This window comes from Mesorhizobium sp. CA15 (assembly GCF_020165215.1).
Classification (GTDB): Bacteria; Pseudomonadota; Alphaproteobacteria; order Rhizobiales; family Rhizobiaceae; genus Mesorhizobium.
In genome coordinates this window covers 83185-109450 of record NZ_JAIUHQ010000016.1, presented here as the reverse complement: position 1 = coordinate 109450, position 26266 = coordinate 83185, and the positions used below count along the sequence as shown (strand labels likewise).

Annotated in this window: 31 protein-coding genes; 20 read left to right on the top strand and 11 right to left on the bottom strand. The window is 64.0% G+C overall.

The genetic code is table 11. The features are described 5' to 3' along the window. The first annotated feature begins 80 nt into the window (after positions 1–80). Positions 81–2558 carry an EAL domain-containing protein gene (locus LB515_RS22770; RefSeq protein ID WP_224709030.1) on the top strand — a complete coding sequence of 826 codons (2478 nt, stop codon included), beginning with the start codon at positions 81–83 and terminating at the stop codon, positions 2556–2558. Here the strand turns inward: LB515_RS22770 and LB515_RS22765 are convergent. Next, positions 2555–3115 carry a GNAT family N-acetyltransferase gene (locus LB515_RS22765; protein ID WP_095769310.1) on the bottom strand — a complete coding sequence of 187 codons (561 nt, stop codon included), beginning with the start codon at positions 3113–3115 and terminating at the stop codon, positions 2555–2557. The genes LB515_RS22770 and LB515_RS22765 overlap by 4 nt on opposite strands. A 188-nt stretch (positions 3116–3303) precedes the next feature. On the opposite strand from LB515_RS22765, the gene LB515_RS22760 reads away from it, so the two are divergent. Continuing rightward, complete coding sequence (locus tag LB515_RS22760; RefSeq protein ID WP_224709029.1) at positions 3304–3759, top strand: DUF2214 family protein; 456 nt, start codon at positions 3304–3306, stop codon at positions 3757–3759. Positions 3760–3771: 12 nt separating this feature from the next. On the opposite strand, the gene nth is transcribed toward LB515_RS22760, so the two are convergent. Continuing rightward, on the bottom strand, positions 3772–4581 hold the full coding sequence (nth, locus tag LB515_RS22755; RefSeq protein WP_224709028.1) for an endonuclease III: 810 nt from the start codon (positions 4579–4581) through the stop codon (positions 3772–3774). A gap of 22 nt (positions 4582–4603) precedes the next feature. Between nth and LB515_RS22750 the strand changes: the two genes are divergently transcribed. The 9 genes from LB515_RS22750 to LB515_RS22710 all read left to right on the top strand — a co-directional run bounded on the left by LB515_RS22750 (position 4604) and on the right by LB515_RS22710 (position 11699). Beyond that, positions 4604–5098, top strand: a complete 495-nt coding sequence (locus LB515_RS22750) for a DUF2244 domain-containing protein (protein WP_140846281.1) — start codon at positions 4604–4606, stop codon at positions 5096–5098. A gap of 327 nt (positions 5099–5425) precedes the next feature. After that, positions 5426–6331: a methylated-DNA--[protein]-cysteine S-methyltransferase gene (locus tag LB515_RS22745; protein ID WP_224709027.1), complete on the top strand. Its 906-nt coding sequence runs from the start codon at positions 5426–5428 to the stop codon at positions 6329–6331. Positions 6332–6568: 237 nt separating this feature from the next. Continuing rightward, on the top strand, positions 6569–7042 hold the full coding sequence (locus tag LB515_RS22740; RefSeq protein WP_224548052.1) for a hypothetical protein: 474 nt from the start codon (positions 6569–6571) through the stop codon (positions 7040–7042). 23 nt (positions 7043–7065) lie between these two features. Further along, positions 7066–7458, top strand: a complete 393-nt coding sequence (locus tag LB515_RS22735) for a hypothetical protein (protein WP_095769276.1) — start codon at positions 7066–7068, stop codon at positions 7456–7458. Further along, a complete protein-coding gene (locus tag LB515_RS22730) occupies positions 7425–7976 on the top strand; it encodes a hypothetical protein (RefSeq protein WP_224709026.1) in 552 nt (183 codons plus the stop codon). The genes LB515_RS22735 and LB515_RS22730 overlap by 34 nt, the downstream gene beginning before the upstream one ends. Next, positions 7951–8433, top strand: a complete 483-nt coding sequence (locus LB515_RS22725) for a hypothetical protein (protein ID WP_095769274.1) — start codon at positions 7951–7953, stop codon at positions 8431–8433. The genes LB515_RS22730 and LB515_RS22725 overlap by 26 nt, the downstream gene beginning before the upstream one ends. A 196-nt stretch (positions 8434–8629) precedes the next feature. Then, positions 8630–9535 (top strand): ribokinase, encoded by a 906-nt coding sequence (locus LB515_RS22720; RefSeq protein WP_224709025.1) that lies wholly within the window; start codon positions 8630–8632, stop codon positions 9533–9535. Between the two features lie 3 nt (positions 9536–9538). Beyond that, positions 9539–10990 (top strand): amidase, encoded by a 1452-nt coding sequence (locus LB515_RS22715; RefSeq protein WP_224709024.1) that lies wholly within the window; start codon positions 9539–9541, stop codon positions 10988–10990. 94 nt (positions 10991–11084) lie between these two features. Next, on the top strand, positions 11085–11699 hold the full coding sequence (locus tag LB515_RS22710; protein WP_224709023.1) for a LysE family translocator: 615 nt from the start codon (positions 11085–11087) through the stop codon (positions 11697–11699). 164 nt (positions 11700–11863) lie between these two features. Here the strand turns inward: LB515_RS22710 and LB515_RS22705 are convergent, their stop codons facing one another. Continuing rightward, the gene (locus LB515_RS22705) at positions 11864–12805 is read right to left on the bottom strand and encodes a nucleoside hydrolase (RefSeq protein WP_224709022.1); all 942 of its coding nucleotides are present in this window, start codon (positions 12803–12805) and stop codon (positions 11864–11866) included. Positions 12806–13047: 242 nt separating this feature from the next. On the opposite strand from LB515_RS22705, the gene LB515_RS22700 reads away from it, so the two are divergent. Further along, positions 13048–13473, top strand: coding sequence for an Hsp20 family protein (locus LB515_RS22700; protein ID WP_095769269.1), 426 nt, complete (start codon positions 13048–13050; stop codon positions 13471–13473). A gap of 63 nt (positions 13474–13536) precedes the next feature. Next, positions 13537–13794: a DUF1150 family protein gene (locus LB515_RS22695; RefSeq protein ID WP_036257920.1), complete on the top strand. Its 258-nt coding sequence runs from the start codon at positions 13537–13539 to the stop codon at positions 13792–13794. Positions 13795–13883: 89 nt separating this feature from the next. On the opposite strand, the gene ptsN is transcribed toward LB515_RS22695, so the two are convergent. The 6 genes from ptsN to lptC all read right to left on the bottom strand — a co-directional run bounded on the left by ptsN (position 13884) and on the right by lptC (position 19116). Then, positions 13884–14348, bottom strand: coding sequence for a PTS IIA-like nitrogen regulatory protein PtsN (ptsN, locus tag LB515_RS22690; protein WP_042641064.1), 465 nt, complete (start codon positions 14346–14348; stop codon positions 13884–13886). A 61-nt stretch (positions 14349–14409) separates the two neighbouring features. Next, positions 14410–14997: a ribosome hibernation-promoting factor, HPF/YfiA family gene (gene hpf, locus LB515_RS22685; protein ID WP_224630319.1), complete on the bottom strand. Its 588-nt coding sequence runs from the start codon at positions 14995–14997 to the stop codon at positions 14410–14412. A 305-nt stretch (positions 14998–15302) separates the two neighbouring features. After that, positions 15303–16832 carry an RNA polymerase factor sigma-54 gene (gene rpoN, locus LB515_RS22680; RefSeq protein WP_224709021.1) on the bottom strand — a complete coding sequence of 510 codons (1530 nt, stop codon included), beginning with the start codon at positions 16830–16832 and terminating at the stop codon, positions 15303–15305. Between the two features lie 175 nt (positions 16833–17007). Continuing rightward, the gene (gene lptB, locus LB515_RS22675) at positions 17008–17826 is read right to left on the bottom strand and encodes an LPS export ABC transporter ATP-binding protein (RefSeq protein ID WP_095769266.1); all 819 of its coding nucleotides are present in this window, start codon (positions 17824–17826) and stop codon (positions 17008–17010) included. After that, entirely contained in the window at positions 17826–18416 is a 591-nt protein-coding gene (locus LB515_RS22670; RefSeq protein WP_224532219.1) for an LptA/OstA family protein, read from the bottom strand. Before LB515_RS22670 ends, lptB begins: the two co-directional genes overlap by 1 nt. Further along, positions 18403–19116 carry an LPS export ABC transporter periplasmic protein LptC gene (gene lptC / locus LB515_RS22665; RefSeq protein WP_140710212.1) on the bottom strand — a complete coding sequence of 238 codons (714 nt, stop codon included), beginning with the start codon at positions 19114–19116 and terminating at the stop codon, positions 18403–18405. The genes LB515_RS22670 and lptC overlap by 14 nt, the downstream gene beginning before the upstream one ends. A gap of 393 nt (positions 19117–19509) precedes the next feature. On the opposite strand from lptC, the gene sppA reads away from it, so the two are divergent. The 4 genes from sppA to LB515_RS22645 all read left to right on the top strand — a co-directional run bounded on the left by sppA (position 19510) and on the right by LB515_RS22645 (position 22432). Further along, on the top strand, positions 19510–20466 hold the full coding sequence (sppA, locus tag LB515_RS22660) for a signal peptide peptidase SppA (RefSeq protein ID WP_224709020.1): 957 nt from the start codon (positions 19510–19512) through the stop codon (positions 20464–20466). A gap of 77 nt (positions 20467–20543) precedes the next feature. Beyond that, complete coding sequence (locus tag LB515_RS22655; protein ID WP_027165368.1) at positions 20544–20828, top strand: integration host factor subunit beta; 285 nt, start codon at positions 20544–20546, stop codon at positions 20826–20828. 119 nt (positions 20829–20947) lie between these two features. Beyond that, positions 20948–21280 (top strand): LapA family protein, encoded by a 333-nt coding sequence (locus LB515_RS22650; protein WP_224709019.1) that lies wholly within the window; start codon positions 20948–20950, stop codon positions 21278–21280. A 189-nt stretch (positions 21281–21469) separates the two neighbouring features. Further along, complete coding sequence (locus LB515_RS22645; protein WP_224709018.1) at positions 21470–22432, top strand: ornithine cyclodeaminase family protein; 963 nt, start codon at positions 21470–21472, stop codon at positions 22430–22432. A 52-nt stretch (positions 22433–22484) separates the two neighbouring features. Here LB515_RS22645 and LB515_RS22640 read toward each other — a convergent pair whose 3' ends face one another. Together LB515_RS22640 and LB515_RS22635 are read right to left on the bottom strand one after the other, a co-directional pair. Next, entirely contained in the window at positions 22485–22856 is a 372-nt protein-coding gene (locus LB515_RS22640; RefSeq protein ID WP_224709017.1) for a VOC family protein, read from the bottom strand. Positions 22857–22926: 70 nt separating this feature from the next. Further along, positions 22927–23637, bottom strand: a complete 711-nt coding sequence (locus LB515_RS22635; protein ID WP_224709016.1) for a helix-turn-helix transcriptional regulator — start codon at positions 23635–23637, stop codon at positions 22927–22929. A 101-nt stretch (positions 23638–23738) separates the two neighbouring features. Here LB515_RS22635 and LB515_RS22630 point away from each other — a divergent pair, with 101 nt between their 5' ends. The 3 genes from LB515_RS22630 to LB515_RS22620 all read left to right on the top strand — a co-directional run bounded on the left by LB515_RS22630 (position 23739) and on the right by LB515_RS22620 (position 26256). Then, on the top strand, positions 23739–24224 hold the full coding sequence (locus tag LB515_RS22630) for a DUF1772 domain-containing protein (RefSeq protein ID WP_224709015.1): 486 nt from the start codon (positions 23739–23741) through the stop codon (positions 24222–24224). A gap of 88 nt (positions 24225–24312) precedes the next feature. Next, positions 24313–25395: a class I SAM-dependent rRNA methyltransferase gene (locus LB515_RS22625; RefSeq protein WP_224709014.1), complete on the top strand. Its 1083-nt coding sequence runs from the start codon at positions 24313–24315 to the stop codon at positions 25393–25395. Continuing rightward, positions 25396–26256 (top strand): TrmH family RNA methyltransferase, encoded by an 861-nt coding sequence (locus tag LB515_RS22620; protein ID WP_140710196.1) that lies wholly within the window; start codon positions 25396–25398, stop codon positions 26254–26256. Positions 26257–26266 lie beyond the last annotated feature (10 nt).

The following is a 26266-nucleotide window of genomic DNA, read 5'->3' as shown; positions in this document are numbered from 1 at the left end:
GGGAAGAACATCGTCTCAACCGGCGGATGAGCCAGTCGGACAGACACCGAGGGGGCCTGCGCACGCGCCATGGGAATGGGATGAAGCTCTCATCGACCGATGCCGCCCCGCGTCTCATCGGGCTGGTCTGGCCCTTCGTCGCGGTCGTCCTGATCCAGGCGCTGATTGCGACCCTCAGCCTCCACACGTTGTCAGCCGTCCGCGCCTATGTCGGCGGCGAAAGCCAATGGTCGAAGGGGCAGAAGCACGCCATCTATTTCCTCAGCCTTTATGCCGACACCGGCCGGGAAGAGTATTTCAGCGAATATCGTCAGGCCATCGCCGTGCCGCTGGCCGATCGCGCCGCGCGGCTTGCGCTCGAACAGGCTGAGCCCGACACGAATGCGGCCAGGCTTGGCTTTCTCGGCGGCAACAACCATCCCGACGATGTCGCCGGCCTGATCTGGCTGTTCCGGAATTTCCGCGGCGTCAGCTATCTCGACACGGCGATCCGCCACTGGACGGCTGCCGACGAGATGATCCTCGCCATCCAAAGACTTGGCGACGACATGCATCGCAGGCTCGAAAAAGGGCCGCCATCGTCAGCCGAGATCGCTCTCTGGAAAGTGCAAATCCACCAGATCGACCACCGGATCGGGCCGCTCGCCAAGGACTTTTCGGACAGTCTCGGCGAGGGATCGCGCTTCATCAAGACGGCGCTGACGGCGGCCAATCTCGCGACAGCCGCGCTGCTTATCCTGCTCGCCGTCTGGCGCACGCGAAAGCTGATAAAACAGCGCCAGGCATTTCAGACAGCCCTCAGCGCCGAGCGCGAGCGGGCTCAGATCACATTGGCCTCGATCGGCCAGGCTGTCATCAGCACCGATGCTAAGGGGCGGCTGGACTATATGAATGCCGGAGCGGAAAGGCTGCTTGCCTGCTCTTTACCCGCCGCCAAAGGCAGATCGGTCGCCTCGTTGTTCCGGCTCGTGGACAAGGACAGCGGCGTCGAGGAGACCGATCTGATCCCGCGCCTGCTGGCGGGCGAGCCGCGCCGCTCCAATGTTCGCCCGCAGCTTCTGGAGCGCCCCGACGGTTCGGTCGTGCCGGTGGCGCTGAACGGCGCTCCGCTGATCGTTTCCGGCTCGATCCTGGGTTGCGTCCTGGCCCTGCAAGACATGGCGCGCGAGCAGGACTATATCGAGCGCCTGTCGTGGCAGGCATCGCATGATGCGCTGACCGGTCTCGTCAACCGCCGCGACTTCGAGAAGCGTCTGGCGAGTGCGATCTCCGAAGACCCGGAGAAGTCGCGCCGGCACGCGCTGATGTATCTCGACCTCGATCAGTTCAAGCTGGTCAACGATACCTGCGGCCACGCCGCCGGCGACCAGTTGCTGCGCCAGATCTCGGCGCTGCTCGCCAACGAGCTGCCGCCCGGCGACATCCTGGCGAGACTGGGCGGCGACGAGTTCGGCGTGCTGCTCTTCGATTGCGATGCCGATTGTGCCGCCGCCACCGCCGAACGATTGCGCGCCACGGTCCAGGATCTGCACTTCTCCTGGGAAGGGCGTCCCTTCAACATCAGCGTCAGCATCGGCATGGTCGAGGTCGCCAATGTCGGCATGACGCTGGAGGAGGTGCTGCGCGCCGCCGACGTCGCCTGCTACATGGCCAAGGAAAAGGGCCGCAACCGCGTCCAGCTCCACAGCGACGGCGACAGGGCGCTGCGCGAGCGCTTCGGCGAGATGGCCTGGGTGCAGCGCCTGCATGCCGCGCTGGATGAGAACCGCTTCCGGCTGCATGCGCAGGAGATCGCGCCGCTGCGGGACGATGCTGCCGAGCCGGGCGCGCATGTCGAAATCCTGCTCAGGCTGACCGACGAGGACGGCAGCTTCGTCACCCCGCAGAGCTTCATTCCGGCGGCGGAGCGCTATGGACTGATGCCGGCGATCGACCGCTGGGTGGTACGCAACGCCTTCGCCATATTGGCGTCGCGACGCACCGATCCGCGCGCGACGCCGATATCCACCTGCGCGATCAATCTCTCCGGCGCCACATTCGGCGACGAGACGTTTCTCGGCTTCATGCGTGAGCAGTTCGCCGCGCACGCCATTGCGCCCGAAACGATCTGCCTGGAGATCACCGAGACCAGTGCCATCGCCAATCTGACCGAGGCCATGCGCTTCATCGCCGATCTGCGCGGCCTGGGCTGCCGCTTCGCGCTCGACGATTTCGGCTCCGGCATGTCGTCCTTCGCCTATCTGAAACATCTGCCGGTCGACTACCTCAAGATCGACGGCGGCTTCGTCAAGGACATGCTCGACGACCGCATCGACCGCGCGATGGTCGAGATGATCCATCACATCGGCAAGGTGACGGGAAAACGCACCATCGCCGAATTCGTCGAAAGCGATGGCATCGCCGAAGCCTTGAAGGCGATCGGCGTCGACTACGCGCAGGGCTATGCCATAGCGAGGCCTCAGCCATTCGACGCGACGACGGTGCTGGGCAGCCATCCAGGTGCAAAGGCGGACGCGTGGAACGGAGTGGCAGGGGCCTTGCGCCGCAAGGCGGGTTAAGCGCTTTGCTTTCCGGATCCGGCCTGCCGTTCCAGCAGGATCGTCGGCTTCTCGTGGTAGGTGGTCCGCAAAATTTCTTTATAGCCGTTCCTTTCGGCCACCTTCTGCGAAGCGCCGTTTTCCGGATCGATGATGCAGACGGTTCTTGCCTGTCCGAACGTCTCGTCACTCCAGGCGACGATCCGCCCCACGACTTCGCTCGCAAGCCCTTGGCCATGCGCCTCCGAGGCCAGCGCCCAGCCGGCCTCCGGCACGCCTTCGAGAGACGGCACGATCTCGCGCTTGAGGTCGTGGAAGCCGGCCTCGCCGATGAAGCTCCCCCTCGCCTTGTCCTCGATCGCCCAGAATCCATAGCCGATCAGCGACCATAGGCCGGCATGGCGCAGGAAGCGCATCCAGCTCTCCTCCCGCGTGCGCGGCTTGCCGCCGATGAAACGGGTGACGGCGGGCTCCGCCCACATGGCGGCATAGGCTTCAAAATCGTCCAGCCTGTGCGGCCGCAAAACGGTGCGCGCCGTTTCGAGAAGCGGCACGCCGGCTTCGATCTTGATGCTCATGGCATTGCCCTCCATTGACGCGACCGCGCTTAGCAAAACAGCACGCTCGATCAAGAGCCAGGCCAATGCGTTGGCTCTTCCAGCCATAAAAGCCATGGCACGGCAGCATCGCTATGGGCTTTTTCCCCGGCGATGCTAGTTTGCGCGCGAAGCCGACCCAGAAACGCAAGTCGACCGAAGGAAGAACCATGGACACCACAGACCTGTTGCTGGCGATCGCGCATCACCTTCTGGTGTTCTCGCTGGCCGGCATCATCGGCGCCGAGTTCGTGCTGGTGCGCGGCGATTTGGCAGCGGCGACGCTGAAGCGCCTTGCCGGCATCGACCGCCACTACGGCATCATCGCCGCGCTGATCGTCATCGTCGGCATCTGCCGGGTGTTCTTCGGTCTGAAGGGCTGGGAATTCTACGTCTACAATTGGGTGTTCTGGGCAAAGATGGCGGCCTTCGTCATCGTCGGCCTGCTGTCGATTGTGCCGACTATGCGCTTCCTCTCCTGGAACAGGCAGGCGAGCGGCAATCCGTCTTTCGCGGTGCCGGCGGCGGAACTGGCATCGGTGAAGAACTATGTCCGCGCCGAGGGCCTTATCTTCCTGCTCATTCCAGTTTTTGCCGCGGCCATGGCGCGCGGCTACGGATATTAAAACTTTACTGAGTCAGACGGCCTCGACCGGAAACGTCTCATCCAGCGGCGCGATCGGCACCAGCGGGGCGGGCACGTCGGTGGTCTTTTCCTTCGACTTGCAGATGTCGGCGATGACGCAGACCGGGCAATCGGGCTTGCGGGCCTTGCAGACATAGCGGCCATGCAGGATCAGCCAGTGATGCGCATGGCGCATATATTCGGCGGGGATGACCTTGAGCAGCCCCTGTTCGACCTGATCCGGCGTATTGCCGGGCGCCAGCCCGATACGGTTGCCGATGCGGAAGATATGCGTGTCGACCGCCATGGTATGCTGGCCGAAGGCGATGTTGAGCACGACATTGGCGGTCTTGCGCCCGACGCCCGGCAGCTTCACCAGCTCGTCGCGATCCTGCGGCACCTGGCCTGCATAATCGTCTATCAGCGCCTTCGACAGCGCGATCACGTTCTTGGCCTTGTTGCGCCACAGACCGATGGTGCGGATATAGTCGCCGACCTTGGCCTCGCCCAATGCCAGCATCTTGGCCGGTGTGTCGGCCGCGGCGAACAGCGCCTTGGTCGCCTTGTTGACGCCGGCATCCGTCGCTTGCGCCGACAGCACCACCGCGACCAGCAGGGTGAAGGCGTTGACATAGTCGAGCTCGCCTTTCGGCTCAGGCCGCTGCACGGAAAAGCGCCGGAATATCTCATGCACCTCGGCGGGGCTGTAGAGCGACCGCGTGGCGGCTTTTCGCGGCCGTCGACCAGGCGCCCGTCCGCTGCCCGGGATAGCGGGCTGAGGTTTTTTGACAGCTGCGGATTTTTTCGACTTGGGAGGCGCCATTTCCCTCCTATAATATTCCCTCATGAGCGACACAAACGCCTCGTTCCAGGCCGACGAGCCATTTTTCCAGGCCTTGCTGACGCCGCACCGCTCGCTCGGCCGCACCGGCTTCCTGATCCTGATGGGAGCGCTTCTGTTCGGCTGGGCGGTCACCGGCGCGTTCTTCCTGGCGCATGGCGCCTGGCCGGTGTTTGGCTTCTTCGGCCTTGACGTGGTCGCCGTCTACATCGCTTTCCGCGCCAATTACCGGGCTGCGCGCGCCCGTGAGGAAATCTCGGTCTCGCGCACCAGTCTCGACATTCGCAAGACAGCGCCTTCCGGCCGCTCGGAAAACCATCGCTTCAACCCGTTCTGGACGCGGTTCTCGATCGCCCGCCATGCTGAGATCGGCATCACCAAGATGGCCGTCGAGGCGCAAGGCAAGAGTGTCGCGATTGGCGGCTTCCTCAATCCCGACGACCGCGAAAGTTTTGCCACCGCCTTTTCGCGCGCGCTGGCGACCGCCAAGACGCGCTGATACGTCCAGTGTCTTCGCCCGGATGCAAATCTTAGCCCGAGGTTGCCGCCGACCTTGAGCCTTGAGAAATCATAGTCGATCCTGCGCACCGCCTCGTCGGCAAAGCGATCCTGGAGCAGCGAATTGGCCAGCCGGCTCTCCAGCGCCTTGCCGTAGAGCGTCATCAGCAAGGTCTCTCTTGCCCCGGTCAGATCAACCTTTTCGACGGTCATGATCGTCCTCTTCGGCGCGAAGCTGACTCTATCTGGGTGCGGATGGCGGGAAGGCAAGTTTCGGGTGGTGGCAAAGCTCTGGAGGACCGATATTCGCGGTCAAGGAGATATTGCCATGAACGCTCAGATGACCATGAATACGCGGATGAAACCAACCGCGATCCTTGAGAACGACATCACGCCGAAAGGCAGCGACTATGACGTCGTGCGCCGCGCCATCGAGAAGATCAGCCTCGACTATCGCGACCAGCCCTCGCTCGAGGTGCTGGCCGAGGAAGTCGGCGAGACGCCGACCGGCCTGCAGAAACTGTTCACGCGCTGGGCCGGCCTGTCGCCCAAGGCCTTCCTGCAGGCGGTGACGCTCGACCACGCGCGCAGGCTGCTCGATTCAGGCATGCCGCTCCTGGAGACCTCGTTCGAGCTCGGCATGTCCGGTCCCGGCCGGCTGCACGACCTCTTCGTCACCCATGAGGCGATGTCGCCCGGCGACTATAAGACCCGGGGCGCGGGTCTCACCATCCGCTACGGCTATCACATCTCGCCTTTCGGCATCGCGCTCATCATGGTCACCGACCGGGGCCTGGCGGGCCTCGCCTTCTGTGACGCCGGCGGCGAGCGGGCTGCCTTCGCCGACATGTCCGGCCGCTGGCCGAACGCGACTTACGTCGAGGACATGTCCGCCACCCAGGCTTACGCCGCGCGGGTCTTCGACCCGACGCAATGGCGCGCCGACCAGCCGCTGCGCGTGGTGATGATAGGCACTGATTTCCAGCTTCGCGTCTGGGAAGCATTGCTGCGCATCCCGATGGGTAGGGCCTGCACCTATTCCTCGATCGCGGCAAGCATCGGCGCGCCAAGCGCGAGCCGGGCCGTGGGCGCGGCGGTGGGCGCCAACCCGATGTCGTTCGTGGTGCCCTGCCACCGGGCGTTGGGCAAGTCCGGCGCGCTCACCGGCTATCACTGGGGCCTGACGCGCAAGCGCGCCATCCTCGGTTGGGAAGCGGGACAAGTGACGTCCTGAAAAACAATCGATTTTTTCGCGCCTCCTTGCGAAAAACCGCGCATCAAATATAAAGCGGCACAAGCCAAACAAATAAACAGCCTTGTTCATGAAATGCAACCGGCGACAACCTCCGGTTATCGCCGCTTTCTTTGAAGTTGCTTTCCGTTGTTATTTCAGTTAACGCTAAATTAACCACGATAAAGAGAAGATAACCCTACATTGAGCCGCAATATCCGGCTCGAAAGCGGGGTCTCAATGAAGTTCTTTCGCGCCGTCATGGCTGCGAGCGTGCTCGCCGCCTGCGGCGGCCAGGCAGCATCGGCCGCCACCACCGGAAATGTGCTGTTCAATGGTACGATTACCGCGACCTGCACGGTCACGATCAACTCCAACGGTACGATGACCGTCAGCAGCAATCTTCAGTCGCTGAGCTCGCATAATGCCGGCGGCTCAGCCGGCAGCGCTCAGGTCGATACCACGGGCGGCGTCTCGCTCAGCGTAGACCCGGTAACCACGACGACCGTGCCGGCTTCGGACGTTACGGCAACGACATGGACCCCCACCTTCGCCACTTCCGGCGCCCAGACGATTGCGGAAACCGGCACTGCGACGGCCCTGACGGTGCCAGGCACATCCACGGTCGCCGTCAATCTTTCCGGCACCAAGAGCGGCACGAACCGCTTCTCCGCCGGCAACTACCAAGCAACGGTGACGCTGCGCTGCGAATAGTCTTGTCGCGAAAGGAGTGATCCTTGAGAACGATTGCAATTCTGGCGGCGGGCCTGACTGCCGTGCTGTTTCCCATAGCCGCGACCGGCCAGTCGATGACGCCGATGCGGGGCGAGGTACGATCCTTCGCGGATGCCTTCGCCGTTCGTGTCTTCCCAGGCAACCCGTATAACCAGCGCATTCGTGTCGAGATTCATGTCTATGACCAGGATTTCCAGCCGGTCGACGCCAAGATCACGCCAAGCGCCTTCCTTCTGGCCGGCCAGGCGTCGCGTCCGGTTCTGGTGGTCGTCCCGTTCGACGGCGCGAACGAGCGCAAGGTGCGTATCTGTACCGAGAGTATCCCCTTTCCAAGCGAGCAGACCCAGATAAGGGCACAGATATGCGGAAAGTTTTTCGGGCATCGCAGGTTCTGACCTTGTCCCTGCTGTCCGCCTTGGCTGTCGTAAGTCAGGGGCTTGCCGAGGACATCCTGAACCTGAATCAGAACCAGACCGGTTTCAGTCTGCCCGGCGTCAGCCTGCCTCAGGGCCAGGACGAGGTTCATGCCAGCGACGGCACGACCTGCCGCTCAGCCGTCTCCGGCAGCGGCGCCTATCTCGACCTCGGCGTCATCCGGGGCAACAACGGCAGCAATCAGGCCAATAGCGACATCGCAACATACGGCCGCGTGGTGATCCCGATCGGGCGGACGCCGAAACGCGTCGATTGCAGCCGCCTCTACGAGCTGGAAGTCGAGCGCCTGCAGCTTGAATTGAAGCTCCTGAAAATGGGCCTTGGCGCCGATGGTCAGACAACGGGGAGCACGACGGGCATCGCTGCCACGGCTTCCGAGGCTCCTACGGCTCGCTCGGCCGCATCGGCGGGATGGGCCAACGAAGGCTGGAGCATCAGAGGCACGACCGGCAATGAAAAGAAAAAGAAGAGGAAATAGCCGCGCGCTGCTTACGACGGCAGCGCTTGCCGGCTTCTGTCTCCCGGCACAGGCGGCGATCATCGGCACCTGCACCATCATGATCGGTGCCTCGGGAACGATGAAGTCGAACCCCTCTATCAACATATTTGGTTCCAAGCAGGCGGGCGGGTCGAGCGCCGGCGCCACCATCATCGCGAACTCGACGCTGTGTTCGATCCTGAACCTGCTAGACTGCTATACCGTCTCCGCGCCGGCGCCGATCGCCTTCACCTCGGCTCCGAGCGGCGGCGACACCGACGTCTCTTTCGCCTCAGTCTTCCGCCTCGACGGCTCGGGGCTGGATAACCCAGGCGGCTCGCCGCAGCGGCTGACCAACGGCACCCATACCATCCAGGTCGATCTGACCGCCACGAAATCGCCGGGCATCTTCCCGGCCGGCAGTTACCAGGCGGAGGTCACTGTCCGTTGCGAATGATGCTGTGGGCCAGACCGCGCCAGCGACGACATGATCTGGCAACCGGCGGGCTTTGCGGCTAGCTTCGCGCCCAGCCTGCAATTCCAGGGGAAAAAACACGCCATGCATTTCCCCTGGAATTGCGCAAGAAAGCAGAAGTTTTGGAGCAGGTCCGCCTTTCAGCACAGGCTGACCCGCCTCACCGGGAGGCAGTTTTTTGATTATCGTTGTCGGTTCGATCAACCTCGACCTCATCGCCAATGTCGACCGCTTGCCGGAACCCGGCGAGACGGTGCGCGGCTCCGGCTTCGCCACCGCGCCCGGCGGCAAGGGGGCCAACCAGGCGCTGGCCGCGGTGCGCGCCGGCGCGCAAGTGCGCATGGTGGGCGCGGTCGGCAAGGATAGTTTTGCCGCCGAGGCGCTCGCCCTTCTCAAGGCCGGCAATGTCGATCTGTCCGGTGTCGGCGAGAGCTTCGCCTCCACCGGCACAGCGTTGATCCTGGTCGGCGCCGACGGCGAAAATGTCATCGCCGTCGTGCCGGGCGCCAATGATTCGGTGGTGCCGGGCGATGTCGCCAAGGCCTATCTCAAGAAAGGCGACGTCGTGCTCCTGCAGCACGAGATCCCGTTGCAGACCGTCGAGGCCACACTCGACGCGGCGCGCGCGGCGGGCGCCATCAGCGTGCTCAACACCGCCCCGTTCCGTGCCGAAGCCGCCGGCCTCCTCGGCAAGGCCGACTATGCCGTCGCCAACGAAACCGAGTTCGATCTCTATGGCGAGGCCCTCGCGCTTTCGGGGCGCGACCGCCCGGCCCGCATGCGCGACTATGCCAAAAAGACAGGCAGCATCATCGTCGTCACGCTCGGTGGCGACGGGGTGCTGGCCGCCACACCGGGCGATTTCCTTGCCGTCCCCGCGCTGAAGATCACCCCGGTCGACACGGTCGGCGCTGGCGATACGTTTTGCGGCTATTTCGGCGCCGGCCTATCGTCCGGTCTGTCACTTCAGGATGCGCTCACCCGCGCCGCCGCGGCCGGGTCGCTCGCCTGCCTGAAGCCAGGCGCGCAACCGGCGATCCCACTGGCCAAGGATGTCGACGCGACTTTGGCGGGCACCCGTTGAGCGATGCGCCCCGTCACAAAACATGCCGTGCCGCCGGCCGGCGATATCTGCCGCCTCTCCGCCGTTGAACTCGCTGAAGGCATCAGACGGCGTCGCTTTTCGGTTCGCGAGGTGGTCGGCGCGTTCCTCGACCGCATCGAGGCCGTGAACCCACAGGTCAATGCCATCGTCTCGCTGCGCGAGCGCGCCGATGTCCTTGCCGAGGCCGGCAGGGCCGATGCTCATCTCGCCCGTGGCGGCGAGGCCGGATCGCTGTACGGCCTGCCGATCGCCATCAAGGACCTTGCCCAGACCAAGGGGCTCAGAACCACCTTCGGCTCGCCGATCTTTGCCGATTTCATTCCCGACACGGATGACTTCTTCGTCGAGCGCGTCCGCGAGGCCGGGGCCATCATCATCGGCAAGACCAATGTTCCGGAATTCGGCCTCGGCTCCAACACCTACAATCCGGTTTTCGGGCCGACGCTCAACGCCTTCGACCCGGCGCTGACCGCCGGCGGCTCGAGCGGCGGCGCGGCCGTGGCGCTGGCGCTCGACATGGTGCCGGTCGCCGACGGCAGCGACTTCGGCGGTTCGCTGCGCAATCCGGCGGCCTACAACAATGTCTACGGCTTCCGTCCCTCGCAGGGCTTGGTGCCTGCTGGCCCGGACGTCGATGTCTTCCATTCGCAGATGGGCGTCGAAGGGCCGATGGGCCGCAACATTCGCGACATCGCGCTGCTGCTTGATGAGCAGGCCGGCTATCACCCGCATGCACCGCTTTCGCACGACAAGACGGGCTCGTTCCTTGAAGGTTTGCGGACCAAAGCGTCAGGCGGCCGCATCGCCTGGCTGGGCGACCTCGGCGGTCGCTTGCCGACGGAGCCCGGCGTGCTTGACCTTTGCGAGGCCGCGCTTGCCCGCTTCGCCGATGCTTCCTTCCACAGCGAGGCCTTGGTGCCGGATGTTGACTTCGAGGCGCTGTGGCAGGCTTTTGTCACATTGCGCCAGGCGAGCAGCGGCTGCGGGCTGAAGGCGCATTACGACGATCCGGCAAAACGCAGGCTTCTGAAGCCGGAGGCCGTCTGGGAAGTGGAGCAGGGGATGCGCCTGACCGCCCCGCAGATCCATGCCGCGACCGTCCGGCGCACGTCCTGGCACAGGACGTTGCTTGCGCTTTTCGAGCGCTTCGACCTGATCGCGCTGCCCACCGCTCAGGTCTTCCCGTTCGACGTGACCACCCACTGGCCGCGCGAGCTCGCGGGGCGAACTATGGACAGCTATCACCGCTGGATGCAGGTCTCTGCCTTTGCCACGCTGGGCGGCTGCCCGGCGCTCAACGTGCCGGCCGGCTTCGACGAGAAGGGCCGGCCCATGGGCATGCAATTGATCGGCCGCCCGCGCGGCGATCTCGCCGTACTCAAGGCCGGCGCCGCCTACGAGGCAACCCTGCCATGGGCGGCGGGAGCTGCATGACGGGCCGCCCTGCCCGGCCAGCTTGCGCCAGCATCAATCCCGTGCATTGATCGCGCTCCGCCCAAGTCGGCGCTGTCCTGTTCGGGGGAAGATCATGTCGCTGGAACTCTACGCCACCTACGTCGTCGCCTGCATCGTCATCATCCTGGTGCCGGGTCCCACGGTCACGCTGATCATCGCCAACAGCATCCGCCACGGCTCGCGCGCGGGCTTGGCCAACGTCGCCGGCACCCAGGCCGGCCTTGCCATCATGATCGCTATCGTCGGCATCGGCCTCAACACGCTGATCGCCGGCATGGGCCACTGGTTCGAATGGGTGCGGCTGATCGGCGCCGCTTATCTCTTCTGGATGGGCGTGCAGATGTTCCGCGCCAAGGGCGCGCTGAACCCCGACGGCTCGGCCAAAAAGCCGCGCGGCGGCTTCTTCCTGCAGGGTTTTCTGGTGGCGATCAGCAATCCGAAGACCTTGGTGTTCTTCGGCGCCTTCTTCCCGCAGTTCATCGCCCCGCAGGGCAATTATACGCTGCAGATTGTCGTCATGGGCCTGACAGCGATGATCTTCGCCGCCATGTCGGATTCGACCTATGCCCTTGCCGCGGGCCGCGCCGGGCGCGTTCTGTCGGCCAGCCGCGTCAAGCTGATGTCGCGCATCAGCGGCACTTTCCTGGTCGGTGGCGGGCTGTGGCTGGCGTTCTCGAAGGCGAAGTAGCACCTCTCCCTTCTCCCCTTGTGGGAGAAGGTGGATCGGCGCGATAGCGCCGAGACGGATGAGGGGTGTTCCAGCGGAGTGAGACGTCGGCGTTCCCTGGAACACCCCTCATCCGACCGAGCTTCGCTCGGCCACCTTCCCCCACAAGGGGGGAAGGAAAGGCGCTAAAGCCGCCCGAGCCGCTCCACCAGCAGCGCGAAGAAGCCGTCATGGTCGATGTCGCGCATCACCATGGCGTTCTTTTTGCGCTTGGCGACGCCCCACCAGTCGATCACCGTCATGCCCATGGTGAGCTCGGAGGTCGTCTCGACGCTGACATTGCAGTGGCGGCCCTTGAACAGCTCCGGCTTGAGGAGATAGGCGATCACGCACGGGTCGTGGAGCGGCCCGCCATCGGTGCCGTATTTTTCCTCGTCATAGCGCTCGAAGAATTCCAGCATCTCGGCGGTCGCGGTGCCGACCTTGGTGCCGAGCTTGCGGAAGGCCTGGATGCGCTCGGACGTGGTCAGCGCCTTGTGGGTGACGTCGAGCGGCATCATCACGATCGGAATGCCCGATTTGAACACCAGATCGGCGGCCTGCGGGTCGACATAGATATTGAATTCGGCGGCCGGCGTGACATTGCCGCCCTCGAAGAAGCCGCCGCCCATCAGGACGATTTCCTTGATCCGCGGCGCGATCCTGGGCTCGCGGATCAGCGCCAGCGCGATGTTGGTGAGTGGTCCGAGCGGGCAGAGCGTGATGGTGCCGCTTTCCTCGCGCATCAGCGTCTCGACGATGAAATCGACGGCATATTGTTCCTGGAGCGGCATGGTCGGCTCGGGCAGCTGCGGGCCGTTCAGGCCGGTCTTGCCATGCACCTCCTCGGCGGTGACGAGTTCACGCGCCAGCGGCCGGATGGCGCCGGCATAGACCTTGATGTCGGGCCGGCCGGCCAGCTCGCATATCTTGCGGGCGTTGTTCTGGGTCAGATTCAGCGGCACGTTGCCGGCTACCGCGGTGATGCCGACGATCTCCAGCTCGGAACTGCCGAGCGCCAGCAATATGGCGACGGCATCGTCCTGGCCGGGATCCGTGTCGATGATGATCTTTCTGGACTGGGGCATTTCAATTCCTTTTGGGAAGTCTTTTTGGGCGGGTTTTAGAGCATGGTTCCCGGAAGGTGGGAACCGGTTTTCGGACGAAATCATGCTCCAATGAAAGGCTGGATGAAGATGACGGTTCGACGAAACGCCATCCTGATTTGGCGGCTTGAACTTGATCGCGCGACGGACCATATCAAGACCATCGGGAAAAATGCCATCCGGGTTTTTCCAGTTTGTGTCGCTCTTCAGAGGACAGTGTAACAATGAGTCGAATGACGCCTTTCTCCAGCCCGCTTCTCCTGGGTTTTGATGCCATGGAAAAGACGCTTGAGCGTCTGGCGAAGTCCGGCGACAGCTACCCTCCGTACAATATCGAGCGCCTCAATGCCGCCGACGGCAAGGCCGAAAGGCTGCGCATCACGCTGGCCGTTGCCGGTTTTGCAGAAAGCGACCTCGATGTCACCACGGAGGAAAACCAGCTGATCGTGCGCGGTCGTCAGACTGACGACACCGAGCGCGAATTCCTGCACCGCGGCATCGCCGCGCGCCAGTTCCAGCGCTGCTTCGTGCTGGCCGACGGCATGCGGGTGATCGCGGCGGAACTTAAGAACGGTCTGCTGTCGATCGATCTCGATCGGCCGGAGTCCGAGCGGATGGTACGGAAAATAAACATATCGGTGAAAGACTGACCTTTGCCGATGGCTCTATGCGAGGCGGCCGATCCTGGCGTCCTCGCGCCAAGGAGGCTTGAAATGACCAGAACTGACGAAACGATCACCATGACCAGCGGCGAACTCGCTCATCTCGGCGAAGGTTCGGTCGCTTATCTCAGGAAAGTGTCGAGCGACGACCTGCGCGGCCGCTTCCCCGGCCTCGGCGAGATCGCGCCCGGCCTGGAGCTGTGGGCGCTGTTTGCCGCCAACGGCCAGCCGATTCTGCTTTCCGACGCCCGTGACCGGGCACTGGCGGGTGCGTTGGAGAACGACCTGACCACTGTCGCCATTCACTAAGGCGATTGCTGGCAGTCTGAAATGGAAAGGGCCGCTCCCGGCGGCCCCTCTAGGGTTTCATCCCAAAAACCAGGTTCGATCCCAAAACGTCAGGCCGCGTGCGAGGCCTGCGTATCAGACAAGAGCGCGTGGATCGCCACCGCGTCGCGCGTTCCCCTGATCTTGGCCACCGTGTCGGCATCGCGCAGCACGCGCGCGATGCGCGACAGCGCCTTGAGATGGTCGGCGCCGGCGCCTTCCGGCGCAAGCAGCAAAAACACCAGGTCGACCGGCTGGTCGTCCAGCGCCTCGAAATCGACCGGCGTTTCCAGCCGGGCGAAGACGCCGGCGATCCGCTTCACGCCGGCGAGCTTGCCATGAGGAATGGCAATGCCGTTGCCGACGCCGGTCGAGCCCAGCCGCTCGCGCTGCAGGATGGTGTCGAACACCTCCCGCTCCGGAATCCCCGAAATCGCCGCCGCCCTCTCCGACAGCAATTGCAGAAGCTGCTTTTTGGAATTCGCCTTCAACGCCGGCATGATCGCCGGAACGCTGATGAGATCGCTGAGATCCATGCTTGAAAAATCCCTTGCTCGCCTGCCGCGCCAGTCGTCGCCCCCTTGCGCGGCTGGCTTTTTATCCTTGCGCGACTTTGGTCGTCGACGGATCGATCCAGCCGATGTTGCCATCCGGCCGGCGGTAGACGATGTTGAGATGGTCGGTTCCGGCGTTGCGGAACAGGAAGACCGGGCTGTCGCTGTTGTCGAGCTCGATGACCGCCGAAGCCACCGACATGGTCCGCAGCGTCAAGCTTGATTCGGCGACGATGACCGGAGCGAAGTCCTCCGGAATGTCTTCCTCGTCGTCGGCGAGGGGAGCCATCACGGTGTAGGCGATGTCGGTCGGCTCTTCGCCATTGCCGTTGCCGGTGTTGCGCGACTTCAGCCGGCGCTTGTAGCGCCGCAGCCGCGTTTCCAGGCGGTCGGCCGCCGCCTCGAAGGCAAGCGTCGGGTCCTGGGCATCGCCGGTCGCCTGCAAAGAAGCGCCGGAATCGAGCCGGACCATGCAGTCGGCGGAGAAACGCGACCCCGATTTGATGACCGTGACATGTCCTGAAAAACCCCGATCGAAATATTTCTCGATCGCCTCGCCGACCCGGTCGTTGATGCGCGTGCGGAACGCATCGCCGATGTCCATGTGTTTTCCCGAAATGCGTAGATTCATCTGAAAACTGACCTTCCTTGCTCAGGCTTCAAACTGTTCCCGAGTTTATACCCGTGGTGCGCGCGCACAAGCTTTGCAGCGGCATGCGCGCCGATTTTAGACCCGAACTTTCCGGTTGATCACAAGTCGCCTTCTTGGCCGTCCATGGCCGTGTCTGACGGACCCATTCGCTAGCGGGCATCACCGCCCTGCTCCATGCGGGCGGGCTTCTAGACACTTCATTGCGGCTTGTCAATGAAACTCGGGAATTGTGGGAAATCAGCACCGTCTCGCACCGGCCAGGGCTTGTCGAGATTCGCATCGGCCTAGCGGCCGGCGTTCGCGAGCGCCCGCTTCTCCCGCCGCCGCTGCACCGACGAGGGAATGTTCATGCCTTCGCGATATTTCGCGACGGTGCGGCGCGCGATGTCGACCCCGCTTTCCTTGAGCATGTCGACGATGGCGTCGTCGGAAAGCACGTCGATGGGCTTTTCCTCGTCGATCATCTGCTTGATGCGGTCGCGCACGGCCTCGGACGAATGCGCTTCGCCGCCTTCCGCGGAGGCAATTGACGCGGTGAAGAAATAGCGCAGCTCGAAGACGCCGCGCGGCGTCAGCATATATTTGTTGGCGGTGACGCGGCTGACCGTCGATTCATGCATGCCGATGGCGTCGGCCACCGTACGCAGGTTGAGCGGCTTGAGATGGCGCACGCCATGGACGAGGAAAGCGTCCTGTTGCCGCACGATCTCGGACGCCACCTTGAGAATGGTCTTGGCCCGTTGATCGAGGCTGCGCGTCAGCCAGTTGGCGTTCTGCAGGCATTCGGCGAGAAACTCTTTTTCCGCCTGGTCCTTGGCATGGCTCGAAATGCGGGCGAAATAGACATTGTCCACCAGCACGCGAGGCAGCGTATCGGCATTGAGCTCCACCGCCCAGCTGCCGTCATTGGCGGCGCGCACCTCGACATCGGCGACGATCGCGTCGCTCGCGCCGCCCGAAAACGCCAGGCCGGGCCGCGGATCGAGCGCGCGGATCTCGGCCAGCATGTCGAGCAGGTCTTCCTCGTCGACGCCGCAGATGCGTTTCAGCGACTGGAAATCCCGCCGCGCCAGAAGCTCGAGGTTGGCGACCAGCGCCTTCATCGCCGGATCGAGCCGGTCGCGCACCGCCAGTTGCAGCGACAGGCACTCGGCAAGGTCGCGCGCGAAAAGTCCTGCTGGCTCGAAGGTCTGGCACACGCCAAGCACCCGCGCCACCGCCGCGCCGTCCGTGCCGAGCCGAACCGCGATCTCGTCGAGTTCGGTGCGCAGGTACCCGGCTTCGTCGAGCCCCTCGGCCAGCTCACCCGCGATAAGGCGTTCGCCGGGGCTCAAGGAGGCAAGCGCGATTTGCTCGCCGACATGTTCGCGCAGCGTGATGGCGGCCGCGGCCATGTCGCCGACGTCGAACCCCTCGGACGATGCTCCGCCCGCGCCGCCCCCGGCGGCCGACTTCCATTGCGCCGTGAGATCCGGCCCCAGCCTCTCGCTGGTGCCTGGGTCGTCTGGAAACAGGTTCTCCAGGGAAGAATCGAGCTTTTGCGAGATCGCTTCCGCGCTCCACTCCATCTCGCCCTCGAACCAGTCGCCGTCGGTGCCCTTTTCCGGCGATGTCTCGCTTTTCTGGGATAGATCGCCGGCGGCATCGTCCTGCGGCTCGGCCCGTTCCAGCAGCGGGTTGCGCTCGATCTCCTCGTCGATGAAGCGCTCGAGCTCGACATGGGTGAGCTGCAGCAGCCTAATCGACTGCATCAGCTGCGGCGTCATCACCAGCGACTGGGATTGTCTGAGCTGCAGTTTGGCTGCCAGCGCCATGATGGACTTCAAACGCCTCGTCTACGCGTCGACTATTTTTCGGTCGGGCATAGAAACTGGCCCGGCTTTTGCTTGTCAAGCAAAACGCTAGCAGCTGCGGCTTACCGGAGCGTTATCGAGCGCTAAAATGACCGAAAGCCGTGACGCGGCCATTGAAATGCGTCGAAACCCGCGGTCAGAGCGTGAAACCCTCGCCGAGATAGAGACGCCGCACATCGGCGTTGGCGACGATCTCGTCGGCGCGGCCATGCGTCAGCACCTGACCGGCATGGATGATGTAGGCGCGGTCGATCAGGCCGAGCGTCTCGCGCACATTGTGGTCGGTGATCAAGACGCCGATGCCGCGCGCCGTGAGGTGGCGAACGAGTTGCTGGATATCGGCGACGGCGATCGGATCGATGCCGGCGAAGGGCTCGTCGAGCAGCATATAGGCAGGCCGCGTCGCCAGCGCCCGCGCGATTTCGAGGCGACGCCGTTCGCCGCCCGACAGCGACATGGACGGCGCCTTGCGCAGATGGCTGATGTGAAACTCCTCGAGCAGCTCGTCGAGCGTGCGCTCGCGTTCCTTGCGGCTCTTTTCCACCACCTCCAGCACGGCCCGGATGTTCTGCTCGACATTCAGGCCGCGGAAGATCGACGCTTCCTGCGGCAGATAGCCGATGCCGAGGCGGGCGCGCCGGTACATCGGCATCGAGGTGACATCGAAGCCGTCGATCTCGATCGAGCCTTCGTCGACGGGAACAAGGCCGGTGACCATGTAGAAACAGGTGGTCTTGCCAGCGCCGTTGGGGCCGAGCAGGCCGACAGCCTCACCGGCGCGCACGCCGAGCGTCACACCGCTCACCACCTTGCGACCCTTGTAGCTCTTGGTCAGCCCCTTCGCGATCAGGGTGCCCTTGAACTTCGCCTTGTCGGCGCCGACCGTCGCCGGCGCAGCGGGTTGTGCGGCTGCCCGTCCCGGAAGACGGGCCAGCAGCGAAGTCACGCCGGCCATTATTTGCTCGACGCTCCCTGCTGCGCGTCCTGTTTCTGCGGCTTGAACATCATGATGACGCGAGGACAGCCTTCGACATTGCCGAGGCCGCTCTTCATCTGCACGGTGAGCTTGCAGCCCTTGAGCACATTGTCGCCCTGCGACAGCACCACTTCCTTGCCGGAAAGCACCAGCACCTGCGTCTTCATGTCGAATTTGCCGGTGTCGCCGGTGGCGATCTGGTCGTTCGATTTGATGTAGACTTTGTTCTCGACCTCGAGATGGTCGATATTGGCGGCGCCCGTCATCGCCGATGCGCCGGCCGCGGCACTTTTGCCGGCATTGGCATCCTTGACATAGTAGACCGTCATCTTGCCGGCCTTGAGCAGGGTCGGCCCCTGATTAACCGTCACATTGCCGCTGAACACGGCCATGCTTTCGGCCTGGCGGACCTCGAGCTTGTCGCTTTCGATCTGGATCGGCTGGTCACCCGACAGCTTGAGCCCGGGAATCTGGCTGGTCGCGCTCGACTGCGCGAACGAATGCGCCGTTGCCAAAAACAGCAATGCGGAAGCAGCGCCCGGAAGCCATGCGGATTTACTGCGACGCATTCTGTTCTCCACCGTTTACCCCCGCTGCCTTCAGCGCAGTTGGATCTATGTTGACGCGAACCCGGCTCTCGAAGACCACGAGCCTGCCATTGTCCTCGACCGACATCGAGTCCGCGGTGATGCGCGACCCGCCACGACTGACGTCGACCGGGTTGCTCGTCTTCATAGAGCCTTTGCCCATGTCTAGGAAGATCGATTTGAACTTCGCCATCAGGCCGTCCGTCGTCGTCACGCTGACGTCGCTGGTCAGATCCATCGTGTTGGCGTCGCGATTGTAGATACCGTGCGCGGCATCCACCGACACGATGTTGTCGGTGGCGACGGGCAGTCTGGCGTTGATGCCTTCGAGGTCGATGACGGCCTGCTGGCCGACATCCTGCGTCGCCCTGGTCGCCGTCAGCGAATATGGAAGCTTCTGCTTGGTGAAGCCGTTGAGCTTCGGATTGGCCATCACCAGCTTGCCATCGGAAAACGCCGTGCCGTCGGCCTGCACCGAGACCGACAGCGGCGCTTTGAGGTAGGAATAGACCGGAAAAGCGACGGCGATCGCGACCGCGAGCAGCGGCACCGCGAATTTCAGCACGCGCACGCGGCGCGAGTGCCGCCGGGCGCGGTTGAACGCATCGCCACGCGTGCCGCCTTGGTTCGCGGGAGCCGATGCCTCACCGGCATCGCTCGTTTCGTCAGATCGCGCCAACATGACTTTTTCTAATGGACCTTTGCCCGCCCAAACACCGCCTATAGGTGGTATGCCGGCACCTACAAGCAAGCACAAGCGGAGGAAAACTGCAAAAATGTGACAGCTGCCGCGCGCAAAATCGAAAGGAATTCGGCGAGACGGCCTGTACTTCATAGCAGATACGGACTGCTTGCGTTAATTTTTCGTGAGCCCGGCGTCACCGCCGGAGGCCGAAGCCGGGCCTTTCGGAACAGTTCCGGGAAAGCTGCGAGCGGTTTCCGACAGGAATTGCATCAGGACAAGAAAGTAGAGGGGTCACCCTTCTGTGAAGCGGATGACCCGCGCCAGGAAACGGTAGCCGTGTGTAGAAGCTTGCTTTAAAAGCGTGCTTTCCCACCACCCACGAGGCTGACAATGGCAATGAGAGCCGACGACTTGATCGACCGCCGCCGCTTGCGCCGCAAGCTGACGTTCTGGCGCGTGGTCGCGTTTCTGGTTCTGGCGGCAGCGATCATCGCCTTCTCGACCTGGGTCTATGACGACAATTTTACCGGCCGGGCGGTCCCCCACATCGCCAAGGTCAAGATTGAAGGCACCATCACCGAGGACGAGGAGCTGCTCAAAAGGCTGGAATCGATCCGCAAGTCGCCGGAGGTGAAGGGCGTCATCCTGTCGATCGATTCGCCGGGAGGCACCACGGTCGGAGGCGAGTCCACATTCGACGCCGTGCGCAAGCTTGCCGGCGACAAGCCGGTGGTGGCCGAAGTCGGCACGCTGGCGGCGTCGGCCGGCTATATGATCGCAAGCGCAGCCGACCACATCGTCGCCCGCAAGACATCCATCGTCGGTTCGATCGGCGTGCTGATCCAGTATCCTGACGTCAGCGGTCTCATGGACAAGCTCGGCATCAAGCTGGAGGAGGTGAAATCGTCGCCGCTCAAGGCTTCGCCCTCGCCCTTCAAGCCGACCAATGACGACGAGCGCGCCATGGTGCGCAAGCTGATCCTCGACAGCTACGACTGGTTCGTCGGCATCGTCGCCGATCGCCGCAAGATGACGCATGAGCAGGCGCTGGCTCTGGCCGACGGTTCGATCTTCACCGGCCGCCAGGCTTTGGCCAACCACCTGGTCGACGCCGTCGGCGGCGAGCAGGAGGCGATCGACTGGCTGGCGACGAAGGGCGTGGACAGCAAGCTCAAGGTCGTCGAGTGGAAGGACAAGGACAGGCATGGCGGTTTCCTGTTTTCCCAGTCGATGGCAAAAGTGGCGGCCAAGGCGCTCGGCCTGCCGGATGCCGGCGGCGATATCATTCACGAACTTGGCGCCGACCGCTTGTTTCTTGACGGTCTCGTTTCGGTCTGGCACCCTTAAGGTGCCGTTGGGACGAGCCGAAAAAGCAATAAAATCATCCTGATAATCGGTTGCAGTGGTTTTACGGGGAATGTTCTATGATCAAATCCGAACTTGTGCAGATCATTGCTGCACGCAACCCGCACCTTTTCCTGCGCGACGTCGAAAACATCGTCGGCGCGATCTTTGACGAGATCACCGACGCGCTTGCTGAGGGCAACCGGGTCGAGCTGCGCGGTTTCGGCGCCTTTTCGGTGAAGAACCGTCCGGCCCGCACCGGTCGCAACCCGCGCACCGGCGAATCCGTTGAAGTCGAGGAAAAATGGGTGCCGTTCTTCAAGACCGGCAAGGAGTTGCGCGAAAGGCTGAACGGCGGCAAATAGGCGCCGGGCCGGCGGCGAAACGGCGTCTCGGCGCCTAAGGCATGTCTGTCTCCCGGAAGCGGAGACCGGTTTCGGGACAAGGACATGCGCGCTTCAAGAAGCCTCTCCATGGAGATTTGATGTTCAATCGCTTCGTCCTCGTCGTGGTCTTCGTGCCGCTGGCCGTCATCCTGATCGCGCTCGCCGTCGCCAATCGCGGCCCTGTCGCCTTCACGGTCGATCCATTTCATCCCGGCAATCCCGCGCTGACGCTGAGCCTGCCGCTTTTCATCTTCCTGTTCCTGGCTTTGGCCATCGGCATGGTCCTCGGAAGCCTGGCCACCTGGGTGAAGCAGGGACGCTATCGCAAGCTCGCGCGCCAGCGCGGCCTCGAGGCGGAAAACCTGCGCCAGGCGGTGAGCCGCACGCCCGTGGCGCCCAAGGGACTGGCGCTGCCCAACCCGACGAACTAATGCATGTCGCCCAGAAGTGCGAAGCGGTTCTGGGACAACGATATGCATCGAACAAAGGCTTAAAGCGCGCCGCCTGATTCTGTTTCAGCGCGACGCGCTTTAGCAATTCCAGGCAAAGTGCGTAGCGGTTTTCCGTCCGGAATTGCGTAGAAGATAGTCGAGCGTCCTTTCGACACCACGGAGCTTTCAATGCTGACCATTTCGGCCGCCGAGGTCGACCGCGCGCTGACCTTTCCCGGCCTTGTCGAGACATTGCGCACGGCTTTTCGCGATGGCGCCGTGCAGCCGGTTCGCCACCATCATGGCGTCGAACGGCCGGACGGCGCCGCCTCGACCTTGCTTTTGATGCCGGCCTGGACCGACTTCAACGCCGCGGGCACCTCCGAGGGAGGCCATATCGGCGTCAAGATCGTCACCGTGTCGCCGGACAACAATGCCATCGGCAAGCCGGCGGTCATGGGCCTTTATCTTTTGCTCGACGGCGTCACCGGCGAGCCGCAAGCGCTGATCGACGGCCAGCGGCTGACGCAGTGGCGCACGACCTGCGCCTCCGCGCTCGCCGCCTCCTATCTCGCCCGCAAGGACGCCTCGCGGCTTCTGGTGATCGGCGCCGGCGCACTGTCGCCCTTCCTTGCCAAGGCGCATTCGGCGGTCAGGCCGATCACATCCATCCGCATCTGGAACCGCACGCCGGCCAATGCCGAAAAAGTGGCCGCCGCGTTGCGCGCCGAAGGCCTTCCGGCAAATGCCGCCGGCGATCTCGACGCGGAGCTTGCCGAGGCTGACATCGTCGCTTCCGCGACCATCTCGAACACGCCGCTGGTCAAGGGCGCGCTGCTGAAGCCGGGCGCCCATGTCGATCTCGTCGGCGGCTTCACGCCGACGATGCGCGAGAGCGATGACGATGCGATCAAGCGTGCCCGCGTCTATGTCGACACCCGCGCCGGCGCCACCAAGGAAGCCGGCGACATCGTCCAGCCGCTGGCCTCCGGCGTGCTGAAACCGGAAGCGATTGTCGCCGACCTGCACGAGCTCGCGCGCGGCGAGAAACAGGGCCGGCAAACCGACGACGAGATCACGCTGTTCAAGTCGGTCGGCGCGGCGCTAGAGGATCTCGCCGCCGGCGTCGCCGTCTACAACGCGCTCAAATAGGCAGTAGGGATTGGGCAGTAGGCAATAGGGAAAATAGCCTGCTGCCTGCTGCCTACTGCCCATTAGGCCAATAGACGCGCAGGCGATGATTGTCGGGATCGAGGGCAACGAAGGTGCGGCCGAAATCGAGATCTAGTGGCGCCTGCAGTACCTTAAGGCCTCTGCCAGTCCAATCCGCATGAGTGGCGTCGACCCCAGCCGCATTCTCGACCGCGATCACGAGCTCGCCCCCACCGCCTGCTGCCGCCGCAGCCGGCTCGACCGTGTGGCGCGACCAGAGGCCGAGCTTGAACCCCTTGTCGAGCACGAACATCACGAAGGTCGGCGAGGATTCAACCGGCTCGCGCCCGAGCAGCGAAGCGTAGAACGCGCCGCTCTTTTCCGGGCTGTCGACATAGAGGATGACGAAATTCGGCGTGGTCATATCTGATCTCCAAAGTGTCTGAACCTTGGAGACGATATGCGAACCTGCTGTCAGATTCTGGCAGCAGCGATCAGCCGGAAGCGTCTTTCGCGCCGTTCCGGCCGGGCGCGTCAAGGCCCGCCCGCCACTCCTTCAGCATCGCCTGGCGGCGGCGCGGATAGCGGATGTCTGTCGCTGTCAGGCCGGACATCCGGTCGGCGCGGAAATGCCGGAAATCCTGGCGCGTTTCGCACCACGCCACCATCACCCGTACCTTGTCGAAGAAGGCGAGCGCGAACGGCCAGACCAGACGCTTCGATGCCGCTCCCCCGGCGTCGCGATAAAGGAAGCCAAGCTTGCGCTCGTCACGGATCGCCTGCCGCACGATGCCGAGGTCGATCGCTTCGGCATTTTCCGAGCCCGGCCCGACGAGCAGTGTCGTCGCGTCGAGATCGTCGCGCAGATCATCCGGCAGCACCGCCGCGATCTTGGCCAGCGCATCCGCCGCGGCGGCCGCCAGCCTTTTGTCCGGCTGCTTAGCCACCCAGCGCGAGCCGAGCACGATCGCCTCGATCTCCTCGTCGCTGAACATCAGCGGCGGCAGCATGAAGCCGGGCTTCAGCACATAGCCAAGCCCCGCCTCGCCTTCGATTGGCGCGCCCTGCCCCTGCAGCGTCGCGATGTCGCGATAGAGGGTGCGGATCGATACGCCGATTGCGTCCGCAAGCGTGCGGCCGCTCACCGGCCGGCGATGGCGGCGAAGGATCTGGACGAGGTCGAGCAGGCGGGCTGAACGGGACATGAATGGCTAACCGGCGTGCCGGACAATAGGGCTGGCCTGCACATCGCGGCAAGCGACCTTCTGCCACGGAACGCCCGCGTCCCGTTCCCGTTCTCCCCACAATGGAGATGCGCGGGATCCTGCTGTTCTGGTCGGTGCTGACCGTTTTCGTCGCGGCGCTCAGCCTTGGGCCGTCCTTTGCCCACGTGCTGGAATCGCTGCCCAGGCTGACGAAATGGTCGCCGGCGCTCTGGCGAGAGGCGACGGTCTTCAACGGTCAGTTCCTGCTCTTTGCCGTCATTGGAGCGCCGCTCGATATCGCTGCGATCCTCTGCCCGGCGCTGCTTGCCTGGATGCTGCGCGGCCAAGCGACAGCCTTCTGGCTCGTGCTCGCCGCCACACTGCTTTATGCCGTCTCGCTGGCGCTCTGGTTCGGACTGGTCAAGCCGGCCAACGACATTCTTGCGACCTGGGCGCCCGGACCGATCCCGGACAATTTCGAGGCCGTCCGGCTGCGTTGGGAGACCGGCCACATGGCGGTGGCCGCGGCGAAGGCGCTTGGCTTCGTTTCGCTTTGTTTCGGCCTGCTCGGCATCCGGCATGGTTGATGACAGCACCATTGAATGAGGCAGGCTTTGTTGCGCCGGTGGGCTGAGCTGTGGCAGAAGCGGGCCGAACCGCCGGAGATGACCCTTTTTGAAATCTTTTCGCGACAAACGCCGCGATGGCCGCCCGCATCCCGCAAGGGCGGAACAGCCCCGCCCGCGTGATGCGTTCGCGGCCGGACGGCAGCAGGCCGCACCTGCCGAGCGCCGTGAAACAAAGCCGGCGGAGCGGCAGGAAGCCAAGCCGGCGCCGCGCGTGCTTGCGCGCCGCGAAGGCGCGTTGCCTGCCGAGCGCCTGCCGTTGATCCTCGAAGTCGCGCCAAACGCCGATTACGCCCTGCTTGACAGCGGCGCCGGCGAGAAGCTCGAGCAATACGGCCCCTACCGCATCGTGCGCCCCGAGGGCCAGGCAATCTGGCAGCGGGCCCTGCCGGCGAAGGACTGGGAGCGCGCCGACGCCATCTTTACCGGCGACACCGACGAAGAAGGCATCGGCCGCTGGCGGTTTCCCAAAACGCCGCTCGGCGAAACCTGGCCGATGAAGCATGACGGCATCGATTATCTCGGCCGCTTCACCTCGTTTCGCCATGTCGGCGTCTTTCCGGAGCAGGCCTCGCATTGGGACCATATGGCGGGACTGATCGCGTCGGCGAGACGCCCGGTCAAGGTGCTTAACCTGTTCGGCTATACCGGCCTCGCCTCGCTGGTGGCGGCCCGCGCCGGCGCCGAGGTCACCCATGTCGATGCCTCGAAGAAGGCGATCGGCTGGGCGCGCGAGAACCAGGAGATGGCCGGCCTTGCCGACAAGCCGATCCGCTGGATCGTCGAGGACGCGATGAAATTCGCCGAGCGCGAGGAACGCCGCGGCAGCCGCTACGACATCGTGCTGTTCGATCCGCCGGCCTATGGCCGCGGACCCAAGGGCGAGGTCTGGCAATTGTTCGAGGACCTGCCGGGCCTCACCGAGCTTTGCCGCTCGATCCTGACGCCGAAACCGCTCGCCGTCGTCCTCACCGCCTATTCGATCCGCGCTTCCTTCTTCGCCATCCATGCGCTGATGCGCGATACCTTCGCCGGTATGGGCGGCACGGTCGAATCCGGCGAGCTGATCATTCGCGAGAAATCCGCCGGCCGCGCGCTGTCGACCTCGCTGTTCTCGCGCTGGGTGGCTTGAATGACGGCACATGACGGCGCTCGCCCTGTCGGGCAGGTCAAGGAAGTCACCAGCCTTGCCAATCCCCTGGTCAAGGACATCAAGGCGCTGGCGCTCAAAAAATTCCGCGACCAGCAGAACGCCTTCATGGCCGAGGGCCTGAAGCTGGTCATCGATGCCCTCGACCTCGGCTGGTCGATCAGGACCTTGGTCTTCGCCAAGGCCGGACGCGGCAACCCGGCCGTCGAAAAAGTCGCCGCGCGGACCGTTGCCGCCGGCGGCATGGTGCTCGAAGTTTCCGAAAAGGTGCTCGCTGCCATCACCCGCCGTGAGAACCCGCAAATGGTGGTCGGCGTCTTCGCGCAGCAGACGGTGCCGCTGAAGGACATCCGCGCCAGGGACGGCGATGTCTGGGTGGCGCTCGACCGGGTGCGCGACCCCGGCAATCTCGGCACCGTGATCCGCACCGTCGACGCCGTCGGCGCCAAGGGCGTCATCCTGGTCGGCGACACCACCGACCCGTTCTCGCTGGAGACGGTGCGCGCCACCATGGGCTCGATCTTCGCCGTGCCGGTCGCCAGGGCGACCGAGCAGGCCTTCCTCGCCTGGCGCCGCGATTTCTCCGGCCTTGTCGCCGGAACCCATCTCAAGGGCGCGGTCGACTATCGCTCGGTCGATTTCTCCAGGGGACCGGTCCTGCTGCTGATGGGCAACGAGCAGCAGGGCCTGCCGGACAGTCTCGCCGAAAGCTGCGACCGGCTGCTCAGAATTCCCCAGGCAGGCCGGGCCGATTCGCTCAATCTGGCGGTCGCCACCGGCGTGATGTTGTTCGAGATCCGGCGCGGCGCGTTGAAGCTCGAGCCTGCCAATGACATCCGATGAGGACCGCCAA